At 37.6% G+C, this 22,690-nt stretch carries 22 protein-coding genes and 1 pseudogene; 9 read left to right on the top strand and 14 right to left on the bottom strand.

The features are described from left to right. Nucleotides 1-303 precede the first annotated feature (303 nt). The 3 genes from AC1DOK_RS23405 (at nucleotide 304) to AC1DOK_RS23395 (ending at nucleotide 2,712) form a co-directional block, all read left to right on the top strand. Nucleotides 304-1,128 (top strand): MerR family transcriptional regulator, encoded by an 825-nt coding sequence (locus AC1DOK_RS23405; RefSeq protein WP_477556701.1) that lies wholly within the window; start codon nucleotides 304-306, stop codon nucleotides 1,126-1,128. Between the two features lie 32 nt (nucleotides 1,129-1,160). Beyond that, complete coding sequence (locus tag AC1DOK_RS23400) at nucleotides 1,161-2,183, top strand: serine hydrolase domain-containing protein (RefSeq protein ID WP_477556700.1); 1,023 nt, start codon at nucleotides 1,161-1,163, stop codon at nucleotides 2,181-2,183. 334 nt (nucleotides 2,184-2,517) lie between these two features. Beyond that, a complete protein-coding gene (locus tag AC1DOK_RS23395; protein ID WP_477556699.1) occupies nucleotides 2,518-2,712 on the top strand; it encodes a hypothetical protein in 195 nt (64 codons plus the stop codon). Nucleotides 2,713-2,909: 197 nt separating this feature from the next. On the opposite strand, the gene AC1DOK_RS23390 is transcribed toward AC1DOK_RS23395, so the two are convergent. Continuing rightward, nucleotides 2,910-3,170 (bottom strand): hypothetical protein, encoded by a 261-nt coding sequence (locus AC1DOK_RS23390; protein ID WP_477556698.1) that lies wholly within the window; start codon nucleotides 3,168-3,170, stop codon nucleotides 2,910-2,912. Nucleotides 3,171-3,480: 310 nt separating this feature from the next. On the opposite strand from AC1DOK_RS23390, the gene AC1DOK_RS23385 reads away from it, so the two are divergent. The 4 genes from AC1DOK_RS23385 (at nucleotide 3,481) to AC1DOK_RS23370 (ending at nucleotide 5,379) form a co-directional block, all read left to right on the top strand. After that, nucleotides 3,481-4,029, top strand: a complete 549-nt coding sequence (locus AC1DOK_RS23385; protein ID WP_477556697.1) for a CPCC family cysteine-rich protein — start codon at nucleotides 3,481-3,483, stop codon at nucleotides 4,027-4,029. A gap of 50 nt (nucleotides 4,030-4,079) precedes the next feature. Continuing rightward, nucleotides 4,080-4,313 (top strand): hypothetical protein, encoded by a 234-nt coding sequence (locus AC1DOK_RS23380; protein ID WP_477556696.1) that lies wholly within the window; start codon nucleotides 4,080-4,082, stop codon nucleotides 4,311-4,313. 15 nt (nucleotides 4,314-4,328) lie between these two features. Continuing rightward, on the top strand, nucleotides 4,329-4,661 hold the full coding sequence (locus AC1DOK_RS23375; protein WP_477556695.1) for an RHS repeat-associated core domain-containing protein: 333 nt from the start codon (nucleotides 4,329-4,331) through the stop codon (nucleotides 4,659-4,661). Between the two features lie 310 nt (nucleotides 4,662-4,971). After that, nucleotides 4,972-5,379: a hypothetical protein gene (locus tag AC1DOK_RS23370; RefSeq protein WP_477556694.1), complete on the top strand. Its 408-nt coding sequence runs from the start codon at nucleotides 4,972-4,974 to the stop codon at nucleotides 5,377-5,379. A 340-nt stretch (nucleotides 5,380-5,719) separates the two neighbouring features. Here the strand turns inward: AC1DOK_RS23370 and AC1DOK_RS23365 are convergent, their stop codons facing one another. The 7 genes from AC1DOK_RS23365 to AC1DOK_RS23335 all read right to left on the bottom strand — a co-directional run bounded on the left by AC1DOK_RS23365 (nucleotide 5,720) and on the right by AC1DOK_RS23335 (nucleotide 13,394). After that, nucleotides 5,720-6,109 (bottom strand): hypothetical protein, encoded by a 390-nt coding sequence (locus AC1DOK_RS23365; protein ID WP_477556693.1) that lies wholly within the window; start codon nucleotides 6,107-6,109, stop codon nucleotides 5,720-5,722. Nucleotides 6,110-6,126: 17 nt separating this feature from the next. Continuing rightward, the gene (locus AC1DOK_RS23360; RefSeq protein WP_477556692.1) at nucleotides 6,127-6,336 is read right to left on the bottom strand and encodes a hypothetical protein; all 210 of its coding nucleotides are present in this window, start codon (nucleotides 6,334-6,336) and stop codon (nucleotides 6,127-6,129) included. A gap of 65 nt (nucleotides 6,337-6,401) precedes the next feature. Beyond that, nucleotides 6,402-6,689 carry a hypothetical protein gene (locus AC1DOK_RS23355; RefSeq protein ID WP_477556691.1) on the bottom strand — a complete coding sequence of 96 codons (288 nt, stop codon included), beginning with the start codon at nucleotides 6,687-6,689 and terminating at the stop codon, nucleotides 6,402-6,404. 123 nt (nucleotides 6,690-6,812) lie between these two features. Continuing rightward, the gene (locus AC1DOK_RS23350; RefSeq protein ID WP_477556690.1) at nucleotides 6,813-7,088 is read right to left on the bottom strand and encodes a hypothetical protein; all 276 of its coding nucleotides are present in this window, start codon (nucleotides 7,086-7,088) and stop codon (nucleotides 6,813-6,815) included. A gap of 516 nt (nucleotides 7,089-7,604) precedes the next feature. Beyond that, nucleotides 7,605-8,081 (bottom strand): Imm26 family immunity protein, encoded by a 477-nt coding sequence (locus tag AC1DOK_RS23345; RefSeq protein ID WP_477556689.1) that lies wholly within the window; start codon nucleotides 8,079-8,081, stop codon nucleotides 7,605-7,607. Between the two features lie 13 nt (nucleotides 8,082-8,094). Continuing rightward, the gene (locus tag AC1DOK_RS23340) at nucleotides 8,095-12,912 is read right to left on the bottom strand and encodes an RHS repeat-associated core domain-containing protein (RefSeq protein ID WP_477556688.1); all 4,818 of its coding nucleotides are present in this window, start codon (nucleotides 12,910-12,912) and stop codon (nucleotides 8,095-8,097) included. A 29-nt stretch (nucleotides 12,913-12,941) separates the two neighbouring features. Next, nucleotides 12,942-13,394: a hypothetical protein gene (locus tag AC1DOK_RS23335; RefSeq protein WP_477556687.1), complete on the bottom strand. Its 453-nt coding sequence runs from the start codon at nucleotides 13,392-13,394 to the stop codon at nucleotides 12,942-12,944. Between the two features lie 150 nt (nucleotides 13,395-13,544). Between AC1DOK_RS23335 and AC1DOK_RS23330 the strand changes: the two are divergent. Beyond that, nucleotides 13,545-14,054: pseudogene (locus AC1DOK_RS23330) on the top strand (IS110 family RNA-guided transposase); the annotation flags it as partial. 642 nt (nucleotides 14,055-14,696) lie between these two features. On the opposite strand, the gene AC1DOK_RS23325 reads toward AC1DOK_RS23330, so the two are convergent. Both AC1DOK_RS23325 and AC1DOK_RS23320 read right to left on the bottom strand, forming a co-directional pair. After that, entirely contained in the window at nucleotides 14,697-15,101 is a 405-nt protein-coding gene (locus AC1DOK_RS23325) for a hypothetical protein (protein WP_477556686.1), read from the bottom strand. A 298-nt stretch (nucleotides 15,102-15,399) separates the two neighbouring features. Beyond that, nucleotides 15,400-17,451, bottom strand: a complete 2,052-nt coding sequence (locus tag AC1DOK_RS23320) for a peptidoglycan D,D-transpeptidase FtsI family protein (RefSeq protein ID WP_477556685.1) — start codon at nucleotides 17,449-17,451, stop codon at nucleotides 15,400-15,402. 822 nt (nucleotides 17,452-18,273) lie between these two features. Between AC1DOK_RS23320 and AC1DOK_RS23315 the strand changes: the two genes are divergently transcribed. Next, nucleotides 18,274-18,453, top strand: coding sequence for a hypothetical protein (locus AC1DOK_RS23315; protein ID WP_477556684.1), 180 nt, complete (start codon nucleotides 18,274-18,276; stop codon nucleotides 18,451-18,453). A 394-nt stretch (nucleotides 18,454-18,847) separates the two neighbouring features. Here the strand turns inward: AC1DOK_RS23315 and AC1DOK_RS23310 are convergent, their stop codons facing one another. The 4 genes from AC1DOK_RS23310 to AC1DOK_RS23295 form a co-directional block, all read right to left on the bottom strand. Beyond that, nucleotides 18,848-19,054, bottom strand: coding sequence for a DUF5316 family protein (locus AC1DOK_RS23310; RefSeq protein ID WP_477556683.1), 207 nt, complete (start codon nucleotides 19,052-19,054; stop codon nucleotides 18,848-18,850). Nucleotides 19,055-19,215: 161 nt separating this feature from the next. Continuing rightward, complete coding sequence (locus AC1DOK_RS23305; protein ID WP_477556682.1) at nucleotides 19,216-20,058, bottom strand: tyrosine-type recombinase/integrase; 843 nt, start codon at nucleotides 20,056-20,058, stop codon at nucleotides 19,216-19,218. Nucleotides 20,059-20,174: 116 nt separating this feature from the next. Beyond that, complete coding sequence (locus AC1DOK_RS23300) at nucleotides 20,175-21,164, bottom strand: phosphotransferase enzyme family protein (protein WP_477556681.1); 990 nt, start codon at nucleotides 21,162-21,164, stop codon at nucleotides 20,175-20,177. 283 nt (nucleotides 21,165-21,447) lie between these two features. Then, nucleotides 21,448-22,350, bottom strand: coding sequence for a GNAT family N-acetyltransferase (locus AC1DOK_RS23295; RefSeq protein ID WP_477556680.1), 903 nt, complete (start codon nucleotides 22,348-22,350; stop codon nucleotides 21,448-21,450). Nucleotides 22,351-22,690: the final 340 nt, after the last annotated feature.

Below are 22,690 nucleotides of genomic sequence, written 5' to 3'. Positions count from 1 at the left end.
CTTTGACCGCCTTCAGTTTGAATTCTTCTGTATATGTTTGAAATGATTGTCCTTTTTTAGCCATAAAAATATCCCCTCCAAGAGTCACTCCCAACCCTCATGATAACATGACGGTTTTTTTGAGTGTCTACTTAAAGGGGATAATACCAGGTATGACCAAAATCGCGGTTTTTTTTATTTTGATTGAATTATACTTTTGCAGTTGACTTTGCCCTTAGGGTAATGTGTACAGTAGAATTGAACAAAGTATCGATACTTAAATCATTTAGTCCGTATAAAAATATGAAGAATGGAGGTGACCTCTTGCTTTCGATTGGAGAATTCTCGAAGATATGCGAAGTATCTACAAAAACGCTTCGATATTATGATGAAATTGGATTAATTACTCCTGATGAGATTAATCCTGAAAACGGTTATAGGTATTATTCCATCAGGCAACTAAATAAGATGCTCTTTATCAACCGTTTGAAATCCTATCATTTTTCTCTGGAAGAAATCAAAGCCATTCTGGAATTGGAAGAGGATCAATCAGAAGAGAATCTTTGTTCTGCCCTTAATCGCAAGAGAAGGGAAATACAGGAAAAGCTAAATACTTTTGAATATACCCTAAGACAAATAAGTAATGATATTTTAAATTTAGAGAAGGGAGTACCAATTATGTCATACCTTGACAGCATAGAAGTACAACTTGTTGAAACCCAGCCAATGAATATCCTTTATATGCGTCAGATGATGAGTAGTGATGACTATGCCCTTGGATATGGAAAGTATTTTAACAGGCTATATGAAAAGATTGCTAATGAAAAACTCACCGTGTTTGGTACGCCAATGACTATTTATCACAGCCCTGAATACAATCCTGCCGGCAATGATACAGAGTTTGCCATCCCGATAGAGGAGATTGTAAAGGGAACGAGAGATTTGCCTGGAGGCCTTTGTGCGAAGTCTGTTTTAAAGGGTTCATATTCAGAATTGACATCGGTATATGCTAAGTTGAGGGAATGGGTAGAAAATGAAGGATATGAATTGGTGAAATCACCATATGAAATATATGTAACCGCCCCCAATCAAGCCACCGTTCCTGAGGGTATTGTTACAGAGGTGTATTTTCCTATAAAGAAAAAATAGAGCTTGAAATCTATGACCGGGAGGTATTAATAATGAATAGAAATTACTGGCCAACTACAGAATGGCAAGCCGTAGACCCGGCAACCTTGAGAATGGATTCTGAAAAGTTATCAGAGCTTGAACCTATGATAAAATCCGAGTACAGCAATATAAACGGTATTGTTGTTGTGAGAAATGGATCTATTGCTTATGAAAGATATTATAATGGCTATGGCCCGGATGATACGCATCATGTGGCATCTGTAACGAAAAATATCATATCTGCCCTCATTGGTATTGCTATAGATGCAAGATATATTAAAAATGTAGACCAGAAGGTGCTGGATTTTTTCCCCGAATATGTTCCCGATGCTGCTGATCGGCAGAAACGAGAAATCTCCATACGCCATCTGCTCACGATGACCGCTCCATATCCATTTGAGGATTGGCACGAACCGCTGGACAAGATGTGTATGGAGCCTGACTGGATAAAGTATACGCTAGATATGCTGGGTCAAAAGGGGAGTATTGGAGCTTTTAAGTATTCAACCGCCGGGGTGCACCTGCTTTCAGCTATCATCACTCGTACCACTGGAAAAAGCGCCCGTGAGTTTGCTAACGAATACTTATTTAAACCCATTGGCATGAAAGAAATCCCGGATTATGAAATGAAATCATTCGGCTTTGAAGATTTATTCGGGGCAAATGTGAGAGGATGGGTTAAAGATCCAAACCATAACTCGACAGGAGGATGGGGACTTACGCTAACTCCTCATGACATGGCACGATTTGGTTATTTATATCTAAACCGTGGCATTTGGGACAATAATCAAATTATTTCGGAGACATGGATAGACGAATCAACAGCGATGAACCCCAACAAATACGGTTATCTATGGTGGTTACGCGAAGAGGACGGAGTTTCTACTTACTCAGCACTAGGCGATGGCGGTAATGTCATTTGTTGCATTCCAGAAAAAGACCTGATCGTAGCAATTGCATCAGAATTCATCATGAATCCTCGTGATAGGTGGACACTGATTAAGGAATGTATTATCCCGGCTGTAATAGACTAAATCATCAATACATACGACAATGATTTATACACACTTAACAGATGAAGAAATGCGAAAAGCAGTTAATAATATGGATAAATTGATGTTGGGTGACAATAACATTATCTCATTAAATACCGCGTAAATTGCGGTATTTTTGTTTTATGGGATAAAGTTGTTATCATGGCTGATTGACAAGAACTTTATCTAATTCCCGATTTTGACAATAACATTATCTCATTCCCGACAGAGGCATTCTGTCAATGAATTCCTTAATCCGTTATTAAGCTAAAGGGAGATTAAGTATACGAATGGTGTTCAAAATATTATTCGGCACAATGAATGAGGTGATTTCATGCAAGATATTGAACGTCAGGCACAAATAAAGGGAGTAAAGTTGGAACGATATGGGAGATGTCAATTTTGCGGCTCTAATACTAAAGGTGGGGTATATGAATGCTTTGATGTTTTCAATGCTGTTGCAATTAGTTCTGTTGATATCGAAGGGATTTCACACATTCTGTATGCCGTCATCGGGTTACTTTTATAAGATCACTGCAACGGGTCATCAACATAAACCTTCTATTTGTCGAATGAGTTTATAATACCTTAAATTAGTGAAGGATGAGGAAAGTTGTTGTAAACACCGTACTAGATGTTTCTTTATTAGTTTCAACAACTTCTCTTGTTGATGCAAAATCATTAGTATAATTCTGTCTAACATTTATTAACTTTCCTTTTTATTGTTCAATACCCAGCTTCCGCAAATACTTCTCTGAAGAAGGGGTCAATCATTAATGTTTTCTTATCTCCATCATCTCCTTCAAGACTAATGCTCCAATACGGGGACAGTTTAAACCAAACAATTTCCGTTTTTGTCGCAACATAACTTCCTTTACCCTGAGCTTTAATAGCAATAGAAATTGCGTCTTTTCTAGCTATGTATACAAAAGATGATATGACTATTACAATTACAATTAATATTGTTAATAGTTTTATTTTTGACATTTATTTCTCTCCTTTAAAGTAGTCGTATAACTTCTTTACAAGAATATAGCTCAATTATTAACCTAATTATAGATGTAAATCTAGCACCAGATTTTCCCGTTTTTTAGAAAGTCCACAATTAAAGAAAAGGTTGTTGGAAATTTCCTTGTAAAATATGATTCATCAACTGGTCGTGTACTTATAGGTCATATTAAAGATCGACAAATACGGACCTTTTATAAGGATGACGGTCGAGTTGCTGATCCTTTTAAGGCGGCAATTGATCTTGCAAAAATCGCTCGGTGGCCGTAATTAAGTGAGGTGAGGTAAGTTGAAACGAGATGAAGCTATAAGCATTATTATAAACTCAACAATTGACGGTATGTCTGATAGAACACGTCAAGAGATTCTATTTGACTGGTGGGGTATAGACCAAGAGCATTCAGAATATTATAGATTGTCGGAAGCATTAAGGACAGAAATACTTCGTTTTGATGAGCCACAAAGAGATGCTAAGGATGAAAGCTACAATACATTGATATTTGTAGCTTTGAGTAAAAAATATCTTGGAGTAAGAAACGAATATTTATCAAAACGAGTTTCAGAAATCCTGCATTCTAACTACGAGGTAGAGGGATTAGTCGATGAACTTTTTACTTGTCCGTGTTGTGAATTTAAGACACTTCAAACAAAGGGCGAGTACGATATCTGTCCAGTTTGCTATTGGGAAGACGATGGTAACTTAAATCCCTTATACTATAGTTCACCTAACCATATGACACTTGCCCAAGGTCGTAAGAATTTTGCTGAGTTTGGGGCGGTGAGTGAGTCCTTATTACAGTTTCTTGAATCAGATAGATTAGATATGTATATAAAATAGTGTTACAAAAACTTGTTTATTTTGTGCCTTGAAGAGAAATCTCTTCAAGGTTGTTTTTTCTATCCAGTACTTCGAAGTATTATTATGATGCAAATGCCAATATCATCGCGGAAGAAACAACTGAAGGGCAAACTACCAAGCTATACAGCTATATCCGAAGTGGTAGCGCACTCATTGCCAAATTCGATTCATCAGGTGACAAACAGTATTATTTGCAAAACGGACATGGTGATGTCGTATCTGTAACTGATGCCCAAGKAAATAAGCTAGTGGATTACAAGTAAGATATTTGGGGAGAATTGTTATCTAAGAGTGGACCGAATGTGAGTTCAGACGACAATGCTTTCCAATACGCTGGTGAAATTTTCAACGAGACGACAGGATTGCAGTACCTGCGGGCACGGTGGTATGATCCAATTATCGGAAGGTTTATACAAGAGGATACGTATGCAGGGGAACTAGACGATCCTCTTAGTTTAAATTTGTATACGTATGTGGAAAACAATCCACTGAAGTATGTTGATTCAAGTGGACATAATCCTTGGTTGATATATTTGGGTGCTAGAATTGCTATTAAAGATCTGACGCCTGTTGTAAAAACGGCTGGAAAAAAATTAGTAAATAAATTATGAGGTTCTAAGCCAATAAAGGTTAGAAAAGTAGATAAGGGCAAAGGGGAACTTAACAAGCCTGAAATAAAGTCTGAAATAAAGTCTGAAAAAGGGTCTGGCACTCATATGAGGAGAACGTATGATCTAGATGGGAATAACGTACAAATCAATAGTGGACACAGTTATAATCGGACTCATAGAACTGGAAGTGTACAAGGATACGGATCAATGAATGAAATTGAAGGAGAAATACTAAAGGATGTTGCCAGATTAATTAAATCTAGAACCTCATTAGTATTTCGACTTATTATCCAAAATGAGGTGAAGAAATATGATTAAGGAACTTGTAAATACAATTCGTTCACTCATGGGAGTAAACCGGAATGAATTGAGCGAAGTACAATTAATATCAGTCAATAAAAAAATCAAAGATACAATGGAAAAGATTGAAATAGAATTAAAATGTACTCAAGATGCATCGATATTAAAAGAAATAATTGAAGAAGATCGCTATTTGTATATTTTTCCTATTGATCTAATGTTTCATGTATTTCAACGATTAATTCAACTTGAAACAGATAAAAAAAGGTATCTAGAAGATTTCCAGAACTACTTGTTGTTATTTGGTCCTGATTGGCAGGAAGAAGCAAAAGAAATTAGTAATGCTTTGGAAAAAGAAAATATTGAAACGGCTGTTTCCATTGCACAACAAGTAGATTATGACAAATACAATAAGTAATTAAATCCACGTAATTACTTATTGTATTTGTAGATATCTTCACAAAATCCGTATTTTGTACATATGTCTATAAAACTGTTTAATACCACGACTAGCTAGCGATGTCGGTTGACAAGAACTTTATCTCATAAATGACAAGAACTTTATTTCTTTTCCGTTTCCACTAGTGTTTTGACCCTTCTTTGCTGGCAAATAAAATGCACCCCCTAGAATTTCATCGGTAAACCCAGCGGTTTATTCCAATGTCTATTCTAAGGGGTGCATTTCAAATTACTCTCATGAGGTTTTTCTTGTTATTCTTCTATATCAAGTAAGTAACCTTACTTATGATAGTTAATGTTTAGACGAACAATTCTTCAACAGAAAGAACTTCTATTGAACTACAATAAAAATGCATTGTTCCATTTTCATAATCATGAACATAATATCTTACTTCATTATCCCAATTTCGGTCTCTTAAATCATCTATTTTAAAACCTGATATCTGATTAAAGCTCCCACCAAATCCTGATAAAGATAAAGAGCTTACTTCATTGAATTTAAGCACAAATTTCAACCTTTTTTGTTGAAGTTGATCATCATAAACATAACCAACCTCCAAAAATGATGCATTTTCATAATAATTATTATAATCTATATAATAATTAACAAAATCAATAAAACTTACATTTTCTTCTGCAAATTGGGGTAGTTTATCGGAAATTAATTTAAAGTTCTTTATGAAATCCATAGATTGAGCCACCTTTACTATTTAACTTCCTTACCTTTTTCATAACCTCGACCATATCTATATTCATGTAAATGAGGAATGGTATGTCTAGTACTCGGCATTCTATGATCTGCGTGATCGACTCTATATTTCTGTCTACCACACATGTAATAAATAACGGGTGATCGTTCAATTTTTCCTCTGTTTTCTTTGTAATGATCGAACTTTGCATCTGGAGTAGATTGCATTGGAACGTCTCTCCCCCGAATTCCATACCGAGACACAAAGCCAATCAAGATTAAAAGAATATGAACTATTTAACATAGATTAAATTTTCATAGTAAGTATCCCATTCACTAGTATTGAACCTGGCTTTTACTGCTTTTTCCAGACTGACGGGAGACCAAGATTCCAACTCTTTGACCTCATCAATATCTAATGGTCTAGGGTTTTCCATAATAATATCTCCAGTATGGTCTACCAACATATAGCCGTCTTCAGTCTCTACTTTATAAACAGGAAATTTAATACTTGGTATTGGTGCATTCCCTATTACTTCCCAAATGCCATCTTCAATTCTAGAATTTACAGTCTGGATCAAGAAGACAGTGTGTATGTTCCGCCCTATAAGCGATAAAGCTAACAACTCTGATATAGGTAACGGGATGTCAAAGTCTACATCACATCGGACAAATAATATTGCTCCGGCGTAGTCCTTTAATGGCTACAGCCATGAATAGAAATGAACTAGATTATCAGGATGGCACTCGATTCTTAGCGTATTCTTTCTCGACTTAGGAATAAAGGTAAGTTGATAGGAGATGTGTAGGTAATGCCCACTATCTCTTACATGTAAATGGTACTTAAATCCCTTCTCCTTCAAGCAAAAGGTAGCATGTAAATACTGTCGCAGACGTTGTTGGAAGGGATTAAAGAAATCCCAGGATATATCCGTAAAGCCTACTACAATGCGGTCAATCGAAACTTGTATTACTTCCATGTTCGACCCCCAACCGAAATTTTTAACGAATTTCGGACTATATTAGAGGGCAAGGTAGCTTGCCTAATACGTATCCTTACCTGTATATGTTGACTGGCACGTTACCAGATTGTTCTTGACACAGTAATCATCGTTGCTATGGTCAGTTAAGTTGCGGACAAAGTAACCTCCTTTGTTCACCGCCCTTACTACAGTTGTCGTGGTGTCCATCGTTAAAGTTGCGATCCACTGCCATCCCACCCTCTATATTGTTGAAGGGTATTCTACTGTTGCGAATGAATTTGAAAAAAACGCAAGAAAACGAAGGCAACAAAAAACAGGTTAATTATGGTGGTATCTGACAATAATCGACCCATTTAATGTAACGCCTAAGCATTATTTTGGTTATACTTTTCAAGCATTTACGTGCGTATACAAAGGAAATCAAGAAATTTTTGTAGCGGTATAACATGGGTGTAGTCCCACCAAAAAAAGAAACCTTGAAAGGCAAGAAGCCAATCAAGGTTAACTTTGAAATTAATATTTATATTTTAATTTCTCAAGATACGGATACCATTCTTCAAATCCATATTGTGCTTTAACTGCATCCTCCAAGATTGCAGGGGAAATTGATTTACGGGTATTCAAAATCTCTTTCTCGTTTTCAGTCGCATGACGTATTAAATTACCTTTAAAATCTGTAACATAATACCCATTTGGTGTGTCAACAACATACTCAGGAAATAATATTCCGTAGGGCACATCTGTATTTCCAATTAAAATCCAGTCACCTTCTTCAATCGGAACATCCACAGTATGTGTGAAAAAAACAATTTTACTACTGACTATGTCATTTATCTCAGGATGTGTGACTGCAGTAACGTCATAAATAATATATGCTTTGGGATGGCCACCACCAACCACTTGACCGTAGCCGAATTTGTTTTCACCTAACGGAATGGCAAACACATCACCAATCGTAACTGCTATTTCAGATTTCTTTCTTCGAGTCAATTCGATTCACTCCTTACTTTTTCTTGTTTACAGGTAGAATCCCGTTTTGTTTCCATTTCTTTTCACTTATCTGATTCCTTTTATTCTCTAGAGTACCACCATTTTTCTTTAATCCACCGTATTCATTTATTTTTTTCTGTTCCAACACGTTAAGGGCTTTTCCTGGCTTAGCTCTTCCTACTTCCTCAAACTCATACCTTGCGTTTTTATTCGCTCTACTATGCTCAGCCTGTCTCTTTCCATAACGTTCCATACTTTTAGCTTGACCAATGTATTCATCTCCGGTCTTAACATTGGTTCGCTTGTATACGATACCTTTTCCCGTACCCTTACCTACATTTTTAGCCTTAGTGGAAGCCTGTGTATTATTCGCAATCTTAGATTTTGGCTTAGAAACCGTAGGTGTAGGTGTGGATTTAGGCTTAACCTTAGGTGTAGGTGTTTTAACGATATCATTTATTTTCGATATCGTTTTAGCTCCCTTTGCTACATAAGAACCGGGAACAAATGGAACAACTGCTGCTCCCATATCCCAAGCCAAGTATCCAGCATTTTCCCAACTTGGATTTATAATCAGCTGGCCTAAGCTCCATACTGCACTACCAATATCTAAAATTGTATCCAATACATTTCCACTTGGATCCACATATTTTAAAGGATTATTCTCCACATACGTATACAAATTCAAATTAAGCGGATTATCTAGCTCCCCCTCATACGTATCCTCTTGTATAAATCTCCCGATACTTGGATCATACCATCGTGCCCGCAGGTACTGCAAACCCGTTGTCTCGTCGTAATATTCGCCGGAGTATTGGAACGCATTGTCGTCTGAACTTGCGTTTGGACCACTCTTAGATAACAATTCTCCCCAAATATCATACTTGTAATCAACCAGTTTATTGCCTTGAGCATCAGTTACAGATACCACATCACCATGTCCGTTATGCAAGAAGTACTGTTTCTCCCCTGATGGATCGACTTTGGCAATGAGTGAACTTCCACTTCGAATATAGCTGTATTGCTTCGTTGTTTGTCCTTCGGTTGTTTCTTCCGCGATAATATTGGCATCCGCATCATAGTAATACTTCGAGTTTTTCTGCTCGGCACCTGTTTGCGGATCAGATTGGATACGATTCACCATTAAACCATCGCCGTTGTATACATAGGATACTTTCTCAGAAGATGGCGTAGTTACCTCAGTCAATTGGTCACGGCTATCATACTTATATTGATTTTGCGGAATTGCCGGTAATTGATCAGACTGCAGCGTTTGACGATTACCTCGATTATTGTAATTATACGTCTCGTTGAACATGCTGTTCGTCTGTACGCGGTGCATCGAGTCATACGTCAGATTTGAAATGACTGCATTATTCTCGATCAGTTTGGTTATATTCCCATAATGATCATATTCGTAACCGTAACTGTTTAGCGCTTGTCCATCAGCTGTTGTTTGTGTAATTCCCGTTAGATTACTTTCTTTGTACGTTAAATTGGATGAGAATTTCCCTCCATTATAAGAAGCTTTCTCGGGTCTGCTTAGCTTATAGGTGAAAGCAGCATCAGGATTGATTAAATCTTCTCCTGCTTTTGTCACATATCCATTCTCATAAGCATACTTTGTTGTCTTGCCAAATGGATCGGTTACTTGTGTAACTTGTCCTGCATTGTCATATGCATAGCTTGTTTGTTTCTCATCTGGATATTTAATCGATGTAAGTGAACCCGTAGCTGTATCATAGTTGAGCATTGTTGTCCCGGTTACATCCGTCATGGACTTTCTACGACCAGCAGTATCATAAGTGAATGACACATTGGGATCATTTGTTCCAGATACGATATTCGTTGCTGTTTTCTTTTTTAACCGATCGCGATTGTCAAATTCGTACGTAAACGTATTTCCTGCTCGATCCTGAAGTTTGTTCTGGTTACCTTCTTTGTCGTACCAATGCATGCTTTTCTTTTTATTCGCATCCGTTTCAATTAGAAGGTTTCCACTTTGATCATATACTTTCTCAATATAGTTTCTGTCCGGGTACTTCACTTGTTTTAATTGACCTAATCTTGTGTACGAGTAGGAAGTCTTCTCGTTCTTGGGATTGGTAACGGAGATCAATTGGCCTAATGCGTCATACTCATTGGTAGTTAGATTATATGCGTCGGATTTGAAAGCATAATGTTCTAATGTGTTGCGAACTCGTCCCTCATAATCATAAGTGTATTTCGTCGGAAGTTTTGGATTTCCATTCCATATTTCTTCAGAGCGCAACACTTCACCATAGAGACCATATGTTTCCTTGTAATTTCCACCATCTGGTGTCGTAACGGTTTGGGTATTGGCGATCGAATCGTAAGAAATGAGTGTACTTTCTAGACTAGGATTCGTAATATGCTTCAGACGACTGGCTTCATCATATGCATATAAGGTGCTGCCTGCGGCATCCACTTGTTCCACAACTCGGCCATTTATATCGTAGAACTGTTCAGTCTTATTTCGTTCATTATCGAGATAATTTTGACGTGGCCAGCCATATACGTTGAAGTTTTGAGTCGTTTTGACCTTGGTTTCATCGGTGTACACAATCTGGTTCACATCATCCTGATAAAGCGCTGTTTGTGTTGTGCCGTCAGGATTTGTGATTTTGGTAACCCGGCCTATTTTGTCATATTCGTAACTAGTTGTATTCCCATTGCCATCTTTAATCGATTTAAGCAAACCTGTCGCAGTATCATAAGTTGTTTCACGAATCACTTCAGATCTGGTGAAATTAGGATCCATCATGTCATTGGTCTGTTTGGTCAAGAAAGCATTGAAACGTGTGTCATATTCATAATCGACAAAGATCTTGCCACCATCACTTGTAATGGTTTTAAGAATCGGATTGCCGTAATTATCAAGCGTGTAATTCACTTCGGATAACACAGTTGTTCCGCTTAGATTCTGCTCAGACACGGTTTCACTTAATAGTTCTTTTTGCGTGTTATATGTGTAATTCGTAATCCTCTTCTTGTTCACATCGATATCTTCTGAAATTTGGGTCAGTAGATTCCGACTATCATACGTATAATCAGTTAATGCTGTGGTTCCGGATGATTCAATCCGTTCATAAGTTTTATCTAATTGACCAAAGTCATCATAAACTATAGATTGTCGATTTTCGGCGGACTTGACCCCGCTTTTCTCTGTGTAAGAAACTGTAGACTTGGGTAAATCCGCACGTTTCTCTTTGAGTGGCGTATACTCCGTAATGAAATTCTCATTCGGTAACTTGGTTGTTACTTTCGTGGAATAATATCGAACAGGCGTGTCCAGCTTGGGATCAACGCTTATATGCTCGCGTTCCATATCATATACAGTTGTTACTTGCTTATCATCAACTTGATTAACAAGCTGTGTTTGGAAAGTGGTATTGCTTCCGTACGAAGCAGCCATGTCCCCTACATAATTTATCGTCTGTAACTTTACTTGACCCGCATCTTCTGCTGTCCCATTAATTGGTGCATCCCAACGTTGTTTCAGTCGGTAGACTTGGTTTACAGCGTTCTGGGAAATATATCTGGTAGTTGGTGAGTAATCGTAGACATACAAGGTTTTCGCTTGCGAAGGATGCCAAACCTCACTGATTAACCCATATGAGTTGTTTAAAGATGGATTTGTTCCGTTTAAGTTAAAATTGGCGTTTTTGACACTGTAATAATATCCAGTTTTCCTGCCTGCTGGATCCGTTTCACTATAGAGATATTCCACATTGCGATTATGATAGGCATCGATACTTGAATATTTTAACAAGGTTACCGTCTCAGCTGTCCCATAATTCAATTCGATAACAACTTTGTCAGGTAAATACGTTATTGTGATTGCATTACCTGCATCGTCGTAAATGTTCGTCAGCACTTCGCCATAATTGCCTTGCTGTATATATTTGAATTGGATTTTATTATTACTTAAATCACGCATATCGATAAGCTTGCCATCAGCGCTAAAATATTGTTTGATGCCGGTTACGACATTTTCCAATACATACGCACTTGTTTTGCCTTGTGAGCTGATGGATGTATTCGTGGATAATACAAGATCTTTCCATGGATAACCTATCAGTTTGAGGTTCGCATCAATCTCATATACTCCACCATCTTCTAAATGCAGATATTTCATCTGCTTGGTTCCGATAGTCTTGGTTTCTATGGAAGATATATTAAATCTCCAACCTACTCCAAGTGGAAATTGCTTGAAATCATAAGGCGTTGTGACTCTATTTGCGCCTGTAGTTGTATTAATATCCATTTCATGTAATTGGGCAGAGGTACTGTTGTATGTTCTCTTAAGTTCGAACCCCATACCATTTCGACCTGGTAATACCATGTCTGTTCTCTCAATCGTGAGACTGCCATCAAGCGTTGAAACTTGTTCGCCAAAAGTATCAATATTGTAAGGTGCACTTGATATATTGATTGAAGCATTATTCACGGCTTCTTCGATAGGAGCAGATACTTGTGTAGTTAGGGGAGACATGATGCCAGGAGATTGTTTAAGTGCTTCTGTTGTTGTCTCTTGGGATGGGTCAGGTACACTACCCTCTGACCTATTTGCATCCGTGTAGGCTGGACGTTCATCGATCACATATTCGTTAGGTTGTCTGTGTTTTATAGGAGGTGTTTTGATATTGGGCTTATCAACGATCCCATCCCATTTGCCACTTTTTTTGGGGTGTTTTTTTAATGGTTTAACACTCGATTGCTGTATTGATGCATAAGCAGTTGATGGATCGACTGGAATGGAAGTAATAAATAGTACAACTGTTAAGATGATAAATGTAATTTTTTTCATGGGGAAAGACGAACTCCTCTTTTGTATTATCAGGGGTTAATGCTTATTAAATTGTTGTTGTCATCATATTGGAAATGTATTGTGGTTCTGTCTGGCAAAGCAATCGTACTTAATCTACCGCTAGGATCATACGTATAGACTGCTTGTCCAGATAAAGGCGGGGCTGCGGTAAGAACTGATTCCGCAGGATCTTGCTCGGTAAGAGCAGATTGTTCTTTGTTTGTTTCTGTTTCTTCTAATGCTTCTGGTAAAGACTCTGGTGATGTTTGTGGTGTCTCATTGTCAATCTGAGGTGATTCTTTGTCAGTCTCAGGTGTTACATTGTTGTCGCTCGGTGGATTAGTTGGAGCGATGGGGGTTGGTGTAACTGTAGGCATGACTGATGGTTCTTCAGTTTTTGCAAGAGCTTGTGATAAAGTCCCAAATAAAAAAAGACATATCACAAAGATAGTCGCCCATTTCTTTTTGATTTTGTTCTGCATGTTAATAATCTCCCTCCTGTAATGATTTGTAAGCCTTAGCAATTATAATGAAATTTTAATAATAAATACATAGTTATTTTTTGGTATATTTTAATAAAAATTTATAATTATTTCGCCAAAAATTCACTAAATGAATCATTTCGTTTATCCCAAAAAAACCAGTACACAAGCCACTTAATTAATTTAAATACCCTGATCACCTTTATTCTTCAGTATCAGGAGCATCTAGCTGAGTTGGAACAAAACATAGATGCCCTAGCTAAAGAAATTGAAGAATATGATTTAATCCAGTCGATTCCCGGTATTGGCCATAAAATTGCTGCAACAATTTTATCGGAAATTGGAGAAGTCGACCGATTTGATCATCCTAAAAAACTGGTCGCCTTCGCAGGCATCGACCCGAGTGTCTTCGCTTCAGGTAAGTTTACGGCAACCCGAAATCGAATCACCAAACGTGGTTCTCGGCAACTTCGTTATGCGCTAGTTTTGGCTGTCCAGTGCGGACTTATCCGTTCTCGTAATATGCGAATCAAAGAGTTTTACGATCGCAAGAGAGCCGAAGGAAAGCCGCATAAAGTAGCTTTGGTCGCATGTGCAAATAAGCTGGTTCATTGGCTCCATGCCATCTTGAAAAGTAAGAAGGCATTTCGTCCGATTTAATAAAAGTATATTGGTATAACCTTCCAAAAACGCAGACTGACTTGGAGGGTTATTTGGCATACTTATTTTAACTATACCACATGATTTTGGTTTACTTTGCTGGGAATCTTGACAAGCTATTAGCTGGTAAAGCTCAATGAGATAACATGATTACCTACTACATAAACCTACATCCGCGACAATGTAGGTAACTTTGTGTCAATAAACCACAATGTAGGCACATTTGTGCATTTTTTATTGACACAAATGTGCCTACATAAAAAAAGAAAAGCCTGATTTAATAAGCTCTTCTCGAGAAAGATATGTAGGCACATTTGTGTCTTTAGACATCTATTGTCTAAGGACACAAATCCACCAACATTAAAGACACAAATGTACCAACATTAACCGATTTCAATTCATTTTTTCGGATGATAAGGAATTGATCCGATTCCCTACTTTATTTTTTTAAAAAAATCAGCAATGTATCTTTACCGTTTCACTTTGTTTTGAGCAAATGTTGAACCAAATTAAATTAAAAAGATCGACTTCAACACTATAGATCAACCTCTTTTATTTGGTTGTTTGATAGTCTTCTTTAGAATTGTAATTGTTTGATTTTTAAGCTTAAATTAGCTTCAAAAACCTACTCATCAGAGTTATTTAATTTACTGGATCAACTATTTGGCCTTTAGTAGGATCAGTTTGTAAGATAACAACCCATCTGTCATCATTAATTTTTGTTGAAAAAGGAACATTAAATGTTTTGCCATCGTCAGTATAACTCATAGTAACAACAAATGAATTATCTTTATTTTTTACTGATTTCAATATTTTTATATTACTTATATTTGCATTCATTATACTGTTAGAATAATCTGATTTAGGCGGTAAGTTACTTGGGTCTATCATTGCAAAAGCTTCATCAGCCTTCTTTAAAGATACATTCTGTAAATAATCTGTTATGAAATTTTCTGCATTAACTTTGTCAGTATTTTCTGAATTATTTTGACAACCTGTTAAAGCTAATAAAAAAATACATATGATAAGAGATAATACTTTTTTCATTAAAATCCTCCTAAAAATAATATTTCTTTGATTTCTAGCTTGTTTTCTTCATTCTACTACAATATGATCTTGCATACAAAATAATCCAAATTCACTCTTCGTCGATGCGCTTCTACGCGCAGATTTTTCCACGTCGGTATCCTAACTACGAAGGTTACTTGCCCCTCCTTCAGTTGAACAATCTCCAACTAGATAATGTGTGCATACGGACACCCCACACACGCAAAAAACGGTGTCCAAAGTGGGACACCCTCTTTCTTTTGAACAATAATTTAACTGTTAATCGCGACATTATCTCTTAATTAGATTGCTTAACAACTCTATTTAATCCAATATATTGATCATACGCATCAAAAATCTTACGAGCAATCGGGGCCGCCCCATAAGAGCCAAAACCACCTTCCGGGACTACTATTGCAACCGCTAGAGTGGGATCCTCAATTGGAGCATAGGCAATAAATACAGCATTATCGACTTTCTGTCCTTTCAGCTCTTGTGTTGATGTTCCGGTCTTAGTTGCCACAGTGTAATTCACATCTTCAAAGCCTTGCTTACTAACATCTCTCATCCCCTTGATTATTATATTCCAATATTCATCTGGAAACTTAGTATCGTCTAATACAACTGGTTCAAAGGTCTGTAAGACCTCACCCTCATAAGTGGTGACTTTCTCCACAAATTGCGGCTCCATTCTTTTACCTTTAGAGGCTAAAGTAGCTACATATTGAGCTAATTGAAGCGTTGTATACTTCTCATTCTGTCCCCATGAAGCACGCACAAGTGCTGATAAGGAGCCCTCTGTTTTGGCTAGATCCTGATATTCACTAATACCTTCATCCTCATAAGGTAGATCACTGCCTGTTACAACACCTAGTCCAAACTTATGCAAATATTCATCCCAAACCGCAATCCCATCCATTTTGTCACGATCATAAAGCTTTTGACCGATCATCGCAGCCATGTATGTGTTGGAAGATACACGAACTCCGTCTGTTGGTCCTATTAAGCCGTTTGCTTTCCCCCCTGAATTAGTAATCGTGGCTTGCTTCCCTACCATACCGTAAGAAAAAGATCCTGTATCGTTATATTTCGTATTCGGAGTAATTAGTCCTTCGTTCAGACCAATCAATATAGATAACGGTTTAATAACCGAGCCCATATACACGATCGAACTCATTCGCTTCGTACTCTCCTCAGGCGGTAGCTTTGGAAAAGCAGTGCGAATCGTTCCGTTATTAATGATCGGTAGAATTTCTTTATAATTTTTCCATGAGATGCTTGGAATCCAAATGTTCGTATCATAGTCAGGCATAGATGCCATGGCAACTACCTTGCCTGTCTTAACTTCCATAGCTACCGCATAGCCTGTATAAGCATTCGGATTATTGTAGTATTTGTTACTGGAACTCATCGAGCGCATATATGCAGTATGATCCATAATGGCCTTTTCCGTGATAGTCTGAATGTCCTTCTGAATCGTCAAATACAGATTATGCCCCTTCTCAGGCTTTGTAATTTCAGGCTTACCGATAATGCGATCGGCAGCATTAACCGGATATTTCTTCGTGCCTGATTTACCTCGGAGCTCATCTTGATACATCAACTCAATACCGTCAAATCCGACAAATTCTTCCGGAACATATTCATTTGCCAGCTCTGGATCTTTATATTTCGCTAAGCCCGATTTTTCCTCTCTCCCCGCGCTATACGGACGCATGTATCCAACCAACTGCGCAGCAATGGCAGTTCCATCTTCCTCGGTTGAGTACGTACGAATACTCTCCTCTGAAACTTCCAGCCATTTGAACTCATCACGATGCTCCATGATATATGCAATCTCCTGCTTTGATAGATCAGCCTTAATTCGTCTTGGTATCCATATCGAACCTGGACCTTTTGTCTCTATTTTGTTAAGGTTATACCCCACATCCATAGCCGTAATGATTTCTTCCGCAGTTGGCATTTGAGAGCCAGGATTCCCTTTTTCTTTGAAAATTTTCTCCAACTCATATGCCAGTGCAATCACTTCATCCTGCATCTTGCTCTGTCCAACCTCAACACGGAAGAATAGAGACTGCACTGATACCGTATAAGCTAGCGGAAACGAGTCCTTGTCATAAATATTTCCGCGAATCGGCGCAATTTGCATCGGGCGATAGAGCAGCTTGTTCTTCGCCGCGGCCAGCTCCTTACCTTCAACAAACTGAAGAATTGCTAATCGTACGAGCAATATAGAAAACAAAACAAACGTTATAAAAAAGAACAAATTAATTCGAACTGAAAAATTGCGTTTCTTCGTCAACTCCTGCTTCTGAAGATCACCATCTGTATGTAATGATTGAAACTTCATTTTGTATAAATTCCTTTCCATATAAGTTGAACTAATGATTTGCTAATGTTTGGATTCCATCAAAAGCAAAATCGGTCAATGATCTTCATAGATCAAGTACAATGTTTTCTATAAAAGTTCGAGAGTTTCTGTAGATGATATCTATAGCATGATAGAACACTTTAATAATATCATCGGAACTGAGTCACCTTACAAAGCCTTCTAGAATAAATAATTGTGGATTGTAAGGAAGTAAAAATACAAAGATCTGTCGAGAAATCACACCTAAAATAAATTGAAGATATTTGGCATGATAGATACAGGTAGGGGTATTATCTAATACAATTATGATTTTACCAATAGAATATGTCGTCAATACTTGTTTTTAGCATTAAAAACCGAATGTCGTTTTTGACACATGACAAATGTTCCTAATGATTTGCTTATAATGCTTTTCTCAACAGCTTTTTTCTATAGTTCAGTTTAATAGTAATAAATATTTTCTAAATTTTCAAATTAAATATATTACTGATCATACACTTTCCAATAACATATTTTTTTATTTTGCATAATAACTAATTTAAAAAATGGACGAAGACATCATTAATGAGATTGTTTTTCACATATCGACTGCTCGGTGATCTGTGTAATCAAAACCTACTGGTTTACCTTCACGACCATAATCTGCTATATGGATCAGTTTTGCAGATATGTAAGTATTTATAATACGATAAACTTATGATAAATTATTCTCAAATCATATTAATGCAGAAGCACCGCAAACAATGAAGATATCACCCTCATGTTTGCAGTGCTTTTTCGCTATTCAATTGGAGGCATATCGTGTCCATGACGCCAAAAGAGATCAATACTGAAATCGCTCTTCTTTTAAGCAGTCATCAAAGATTAATTATTGGTTATCCTTTATTTGTACAAGAAAGCTGGTATTATAACGGCGCTACATCCCGATTATTTGCTGTAGTATTTTTTGCGACAAGGTCATGTCCACCATCTGCAAGATGACATATCACGTATTTCTCGACATCAACTATCGCCATAAGCGTAGTATTTTGACGGACGATTGTTTCTCAACTAACCTGCCCGTTACTTCAATGCGAAAGGGAGCAACTGCTCGTAGCGGTCTGCTCCCTAGTTGTCTGAACTATCGTGTCCCGTTAACTTAATAACTGCTGCTATAGATCATCCGAATAGGTTTCGCTATTTTTCTACCTTCTCTTTGCTAAATGGATGTGGATAATATTGCATGGATTCAGGATTAGAGAGAACCTTAGATAACACCTTAATATCACCAATCTCGAGTTTCCTCAAGTATATCGTTCCGTCTCAAGTGTTCTGATAATCAATCACTTCTTCTTTTGATAATAAAAGGAGTATATTACATACGTACCAATACCAGTTAGATAAATAAATACATTAAACCTGCAACTGCAAACGATACGACTCCCGCTAAAGCTGACCATATAGCAACTTTGTTCTTTATTTCACGGTCTACCTTAGGTTCTGAATGAAAATTACTTCTTTGTTGGTAACCAGTCGTCCATGCTCCAATGCAAAGACCAGAAACAAAAATAAGAATAATTCCAAGATAGATAAAAAGCTTCATACTTGATCCGCCTTTCCAATTATCCTAGTTTTGATTATTACGTTAATTACAGGGAATGGTTACAATCGAAGAATGGAAGTGCTTTTTATGCTACTCTGACAGTTACTTCAGTTCCGATAACTGACCAATTTGGTGTATTTATCGATTTATGGGGTCTGGTACTAAAAGAACCGGCGATATAGCTCTCGTCTGCGCTCCCCACGCAACTGGGCATATATTTGAGTGGTCGATGCTTTCTCGTGGCCCAGCATGCCTTGTATAAACTCCAACGGTGCTCCGTTATCCAGTAACTGACATGCATAGGTATGTCGAAAACGGTGTGGGTACACATTAGCCTCAATTTCTCCTCGATCTGCTAGTCTCTTTAATGCCCACCTAATCGTCGGAATCGCCATTCTTCGGGTAGGATGCGTATCCGTCACAAACAATGCTTTACATAAGTCATCACGACTTGCCAGGTACTTCTTCAACCAAACTTTGCATTCTGTGGTGAAGTAAATCTCCCTCTGTTTGGAACCTTTCCCGTTTACAATTGCAGAGCAATTCTCCCAGTTAAGATCTTCGATGTTTATCTTCTGTACCTCCCCAACACGGCAGCCGGTACTATATAGAAACTCAAGTAAAGCTCGTTCTCGAGGAGATAGACAAGAGATTTTCAGATGGATCACATCTTCCTCAATTAAAAATTTCGGTATGCGTTTATCCATCTTGGGCTCTCTTAATTTGAGAGAGGGGTTCGTTCCGAGGTAACCTTCTTCATATGCAAAGCGAAAAAGGGAGCGAACAAAGCGGATGCGATGTCCTAAACTGCTTGGCTTTAATCGGCCGGATTGTTTTGCCAAGTATTCCTTCAACAGTTGTAAAGTGACTTCTCCAATATTAAGATCACCTAGTTCGCCGACCAGCATCCTTAGCTGCAAAGTATAAGCTTTTAATGTAAGTGGACTAAACCCCTGGATTCGTTTATCTGCTTCGTAAAGTCTCCATAACTCTCTCAAATTCATAATAAAACCTCCCATAAGACCTATTAATTCTAGGTTTTCATCAAATGGGAGGTTTTAATCGATTGTTTTGCTCTATCGTGTCCCGTTAGTTCAATAATATCTTTCATGTAAGGTAATCAAAACTCGTCAATCAACGAAATTCCTTTTGTAATCCGCATTAGACTATCTTGCAAAAAATCGCGTGTCCAATTGTCTGGTTGACTCAAATCCCAGCTCCGTTGCATACCAACGAAAACAATAATTTCTCGTAGTCTAAGGAAGAGTCGAAGCTGTTCCTTCCAGCCGTCAGGCATTTGTCGGTCATTCTCTGTATAGCCTAGCTCGAAATGTTTAATGAAAAGCTCGTACTGTACCTTCCGTTCGGACTTCGAATCTTCCCCGAAAACATACAATAAATAATATAACTGAATGGCAATGTCTTCGGTATACCAACTGTACTGACATTCGTCGAAATCGAAAAGCGTTATTCCTCCAGATTCATCTACTGTGAAATTTCCTACATTGATATCACCGTGAATTAATCCAAAATTATCAGCTGTAACTGGCAGACTAGCCAACTGTAATTTAAGTTCATCAAGGGCATGAAGAACTGGTTGATGCTCTGAAGGTATATGATTTCTGGCACGTAAGAGATATTCATTATTCTCCCACGTATGTCTTTTGACTGTAGGCTTATACTGCTTAGCAAGATCGTGGAGACGACTGGTCATGCGACCGCATTTTTCATAAAGCAATGAATTTCTTAGACATTCTGGGTAACCAATTTTACGACCGGGTGCATGTCTGAAGGAGGTCACGTAGAAATCGATCATATCACCTTGAATTCGTTCGAAGTCATTACCACCAACCGAAGATACCGAATCTGAGACTGACAAACCATTATTAGAAAGATAATGGATCCATTCAATTTCAGCTGTAAGTCCGTCCCGCGTACGAAGAGTACTCGGGGTAAAACGGAGAATATATTTCAATTCATCACGATAATAGGAATAAATAAAGTTCTGAAAGCCCCCAATGAAAGTCAGCTCCTTTGGGTTGACGCCAAACAGCACAGCGCCTTCTATAACATGTTCGTCCAGGAACATTGATTTTATTTTTGGGTCCATGAGTTCTCCTTGGTAATTGTGTCGTGATTGAACAATAAAATAAACTTTTCTCAAACTCCGGTTGTTACCTCAATTTAATAAAATGAATGCATGGCGACATGTGAAAACCTCACCTTCGATAGATCTTAGTATCATAGTAATCATACAAATCTAACTATTTACAGTCAATGAAAAATGGTTTTTCTATTATGTTATCCTGACTGTTACTTCAAAGCGAAAGGGAGCAGCTGCCCATAGCGATCTGCTCCCTGATTATTTGAACTATAGTGTCCCGTTAGTTCAATCATCTGCTTCTATGCGACAGTTGAAATGTAGTTTGATCAAGCCTAGGATAAAAGCCAAGATTAAAGTAAAGTGATTCCGCCGAGTTTCCTATGGTTACAAAAAGACGAATAATATCATATTCTTCAAACAATGTTGTCGATGCTTTCTTTAACAACTTTGTTGCGATCTGCTTGCCTCGATATTTGGGAAGCACTGCAATATCTGATATTAACGGAAGGTCTTCCCATAACGAGACTAAGCAGACTGCAATCAATTGGTCATTAGATTTATCAATTACGATACTTGATGCCGTATTCAATAATTCTGTTTTGTTATTTTCAAAGTAATACTCGAGAGATGCCCTCTGTTCTTCGATCGTATTATCTGATGGATAACCAATACTATCAGTGCCCAAATAAGATTCAAAAAGCACCTCAGCAATTTTATCTAAGTGTTCCAAAGATGGGCTTAAAATTTCAAATCCTTCTTCCCAATCTTTTGATTCAAACCGTTCAGTTGGTCTTATCATTACACGTCGAGATTCTGAAGGTAAAAAACCTAAACGCAAAAAATGTTCTGTCTGATAAGGTAGTATTCCATATGCATGAATTGGTTTATCTAAATCAGAACATTGCAACAGAAGCCGTTTTAACTTAGCCAGCACTAAGGACATATCAACAAACGGTGGTTCCAAAAAAAGTGCGGACAATGAATTGGGTTCAATGCAAACTCCGCCAACTCGTTGCCTCTTAAATAAAATCCAGTAACAAGAAGTATCTGCATCGAAAATAGTTAATCTTCTTTCCCAACTTTGCCTGAAAAATATGTTTTCTCGATAAGTTGCATAGTGAATTGAAAATTCCCTATAGTTTGCTTTTACTAACTCAAATTCTTCATCTAATATGTAGTGAGCATTAGTCATTGTGAATCACTCCAACTTCCAACAAATTTACATAACAAGGTGATTATAACAAATAAGCTTACATACCGATTGGTATTTTTTACTTAAGCTATTTTTTACTTAAACTAACCTGCCCGTTAGTTGAGATAAGGCAGCCGATAGTCTGGCTGCCTTTTCCTGTTGTTTATTTAGCTATCGTGTCCCGTCAGTTCAATATAAAAAGATGTTTGTAAAGCTTTCTGTCGTTGAAATCATATTTAACTCCAAGTCACTTTGCATAAATCTAACCCCCACCGAGTTCAATCGTTTTCGTGGCGACACGGTCGTGAAATTCCCGATCATGCTCTACGAACACAATGGT

This window comes from Paenibacillus sp. P5_B5 (assembly GCF_056400365.1).
This window is presented reverse-complemented; position numbering and strand designations above follow the sequence as displayed.